The following is a 2,181-nucleotide window of genomic DNA, read 5'->3' as shown; positions in this document are numbered from 1 at the left end:
CTCAGTCGCTGGAGTCGACTGCTGAGAGTGTTTGCAGGCCTGGTACTCGTTGTCATGGGCGTGTTGGTGCTCACCGGTCAGATGACTCTATTCGCGTCATGGATGTTGTCGACGTTTCCAGTTCTTGGAAGGCTTGGCTGAGCTTCCTACAACCAAACTAACGAGAACGGTTCACGGATTCATACTCAAATACTGCGTATGAACAGCTTTCATGAACAAATGGGGCTGCCTTTTCGTTAATGGTTTTGCATTGCCGAACCATTGAAGCGGTTCATCGTTCTTCAAGACTGGATCAAAAACCGGCTCGCAGTGGAGAGTCGCGAATGTCCGCTTTTGTTTAACAGCGGGAACAAGCGCCACCACATCCCGTAAGCAACGGTCAAAACCGACCTTTCTATATTGCCCAAGAAACTGACAGTGTTCCAAAGCTGAAGTTGTCTTTATGGCGCTCGTCTTCGCTGGTCGAGGCACGCAATGTGACCGCGGCCAGCAGGTGATCCCACTGCCAGATAGCGCCCAGACCAAGCCGACCAATCAGCGGCCCTTCGTCGAAACGATAAGCCCCGGCATTGTCGTCGATGTAGGAATAGCCTACATACTCCACACCCAGCCCCACATATACTGACCAGCTACTGCCTGAATCCTTGAACGAGCCCGGCAAAGCGATGGTTGAGGATGTACCAGCGTAGTCCGGATCCGATCACAGACAAACGCTATTCAATGTTGCCGCCCTGCCCGAGTTGCAGGAGTTTTCGGCCATGCGCAGCCTGTATGCCACCCACCACATCGGTTCCAAGCTGATTCCCCCACCCTTGCGGCTTGTCGCTTCCCGTGGCTTTGTGCACCCATTTCTGAACCGACTCGGCACCGCTTTCGGGCCCAATAACACCAATGTGAGCACCAAAGCCGGTAATCGTATCGGCGTTCCAGCTCCATAGTGTGCCGCTGAGCGACAGGTGGCCGGCATAGGGAATGTCGTCGAACTGCGGATCTTCAACCGTAATATCTTCAGGCGTAACCATGAATTGCCGCAAACTCAGGCTTACCGCCTGCTTTGAATCAGCAGTTCCAATACCTGGCAGAAAGCGCAGCTCATCACGCAGAATCCGGGCAAATCTTGCCGACTTTCCATCGTTCTCGTCAGCGGTGTCTGTCAGATACGAAAAGCGTACCCCGTTTGTATAGCCGCGATCGGTTCCGGTAAGCAGGTCGTTATCCCAGGACAGGTTCACGACTTCAGCCTTCAGGCTGGTTGGGAAAACACTAATGACGAAAAACAGCAGGAGGGCACATCCGCAGCGACAACTCAAATCCAGTCTCTCCGGTTGATACAAGAGTTAACAAGCATGGCCTATGTCGAGTCATACCGTTACAACGGCCACTCAATCAGATGTGCAGACTAAGTCGCTTTCCCTCGCTTTTCTAGCTCCCTCCCATCGACGCAGTCAGCTCTTCCGGATTAACGTGCCGCCGGACGAGATAAGAACACCCGATTACTTGGAAAAGTTCAGCTGTAGTCAATCGACCTGACAGATACTGGCTCTTTAGCTATTGGTAGTCTGAACTCTACACTAATCGCCCCGAGTGTCAGCTGTGGTTGCCGAATCCCGCCCGTTACTCTTGATAACCTCTGATGCGGCCAACCCTTGACTGTTAACGAGTGCCGATGGGTGATACTCTCTCGCAAAATATAGCTTTCTACAGGCGGACTCTCGGACTATCCCGCTCGACAACTGTCCAATTTCGGACAGTTAAAACCAGACATTTTTTCTGAGCTTGAAGTTCGCATAGTAAACTGTAAAGCTAGAAATTAAGCAGCTGGGGCAGTGGTCATTCTGTCCAGGTAGAGCCATCTCCAACCTGACAAATGCGTGCCCAAACTTGGGATAAAACGTGTAACTAGCGGTGTTAACAGAACTTTTTTGAACTTCCGTCCAGCCTGCAAGTTACTGACGAACAACGATTTAGACCCACCGACCTCACTCCAAACCGACCCCAATCGGCGCCCTCCGGAGGCAGAGGTCAGAGGTTCGAATCCTCTCAGGCCGAACCGGACTGGACGCTGCCGATACACGACAACCAGGTGTTTGGCCAGGTTCTGTTTGACCGGATGGAATACCAGCGTGACGGCGACAACGAATTGGCCCTGTGGGACGCCCAGGCCTGGATTGGTAAAGATCG

At 52.5% G+C, this 2,181-nt stretch carries 2 protein-coding genes; both read right to left on the bottom strand.

Annotated elements, in window-relative coordinates; all coding sequences use genetic code 11:
• Positions 1-394: 394 nt before the first annotated feature.
• Complete coding sequence (locus AC13E3_RS00975) at positions 395-604, bottom strand: hypothetical protein (protein WP_413540227.1); 210 nt, start codon at positions 602-604, stop codon at positions 395-397.
• A 109-nt stretch (positions 605-713) separates the two neighbouring features.
• Positions 714-1,232 (bottom strand): lipid A deacylase LpxR family protein, encoded by a 519-nt coding sequence (locus AC13E3_RS00970; protein ID WP_254775559.1) that lies wholly within the window; start codon positions 1,230-1,232, stop codon positions 714-716.
• Positions 1,233-2,181 lie beyond the last annotated feature (949 nt).

The organism is Marinobacter sp. L-80, from assembly GCF_056859395.1.
This window is presented reverse-complemented; position numbering and strand designations above follow the sequence as displayed.